Here is a 1,787-nt window from a genome sequence, read left to right as displayed (position 1 = left end):
AACGTGACCAGACTCTGGTCCTGCGGATACGAAGCTTCCGTCTGGTTGAAGGTGGTCAGCAGGGTCTGTTTTTCTTCATCGGCAAGCAGGTCTATCTCGCGAATTCTGCTGTCCGGCGCCGCCGCAAACATTGTCAGCAGCGTTTGATAACCGCTCAGCAGACGCGTCATCGTCGCCGCCGTAAAGAGGCTGGTCGCGAAGTTCAGTGAACCACGAATCACAAACTGCCCCCCGTCCTCACCTTCTTCCAGGAACAGGCTGAGATCATACTTCGCCGGGCTGAAGTCAACGGCCGTCACGGTGGCCGGACTCAACGGCAAGGTGCTGTCTCTGAGTGCCGTCTCACCGAAAGACTGTACCCCGAACATCACCTGAAACAGCGGATGACGGCTCGGATCCCGCGCCACACCCAGGGCATCCACCAACTGCTCGAAAGGCAGGTCCTGATGGGCTTTGGCCCCAGTTACCACGGCGTGAGTCTCATCAATCAATGTTGCGATGGTATCTTCAGATTTCACCTGCGTACGCAGTATCAGAGAATTCACAAACATCCCGATCAGCCCTTGGGTTTGGCTGTGATGACGGTTATCCGTGGGGGTTCCCAGCAAAATATCTTCCTGATGACTGTACTTCGACAACAAGACACTGAAGGCACTCAGCAGCACCGTATACAGAGTTGTCCCCCGTGCTTTGGCCAGCGATTTCAGCGCTGTAGAGACCTCGACAGGCAGACTGAAGTAAAGGTTCTGCCCTGCATAATCCAGTGCGGCTGGCCTTGGCTTGTCCGTCGGCAGGTTGAGTGTCTCATAGCCGCTAAGCGCATCCTGCCAGTAAGACAACTGTTGCTCCCGTACCGCCCCCAGCAGGTATTTCCGCTGCCAGTGCGCATAGTCACCGTAACTGATCGGCAGCTCGGGCAGGCTTGGGGCACGATGTTCCAGCAGCGCCTGATAGGCTTCGCTGAGCTCACGGAAGAAGACTTCAACAGACCAGCCGTCCATTGCGATGTGGTGCCAGAGCATCAACAGGTAATGCTGTGCTTCCTGATGCAAATCCCCATCCACCACGTAGTGATGCACACGCATGCCCGCTTCTTCCCGCAAGGCAAATGGTGTGGTGATGTCGGTGCGAGCAGCCTCCTCCAGTGCTGCATCGTCAGCCAGAACCTGAGTTGAAACAACCAGTGCATCAGCCACAACATGCTGATACCCCACCCCTTGCTCATCATAACCATAGGCACTTTTCAGAACCGGATGGCGATCAACCACCATATTCAGCGCCTGCGTCAGTACAGGTAAAGCCGCATCACTCTCTAATCGGAATAACTGTGGAATATGATAGGTAGACGTTCCCTGTTCAAAGTCCTCAATAAACAACATCCGCTCCTGAGCAAAGGACAACGGATAGCTCTCTAATGCCAGCGCCGGGATCTCAATCATCTCCGACAAAGCATTCAGCTGTGCACTTAACCCCGCCACTGTTGGCTGACCAAAGAGTGTCGCCAGCGGCACATCTGTATTCAGCCGGGCACGCATGGCCGCCGTCAGCTTAATCGCCTGAATCGAGTCTCCCCCTAACCGGAAGAAGTTGTCGTCAATGCCGACCCGCTCAACCCCGAGGACCTGCTGCCACACCTGACACAGCTGGACTTCCAGGGCATTGCGCGGCGCCCGGTAGCTGTCTTCACGCACCCACACCGGTGCAGGGAGTGCCCGGCGGTCCAGCTTACCGTTAATCGTCAGCGGCACCTTATCAATCAACGTGATACTGCCCGGCACCATATATTC

General features: G+C 55.9%; 1 protein-coding gene. It reads right to left on the bottom strand.

Features of this window, described 5'->3' with window-relative positions:
• A partial coding sequence (locus Q4579_RS22840) for a condensation domain-containing protein (protein ID WP_303567251.1) occupies positions 1–1,787 on the bottom strand: 1,787 nt, incomplete at both ends.

This window comes from Photobacterium sp. 1_MG-2023 (genome assembly GCF_030547945.1).
Classification (GTDB): Bacteria; Pseudomonadota; Gammaproteobacteria; order Enterobacterales; family Vibrionaceae; genus Photobacterium.
This window is presented reverse-complemented; position numbering and strand designations above follow the sequence as displayed.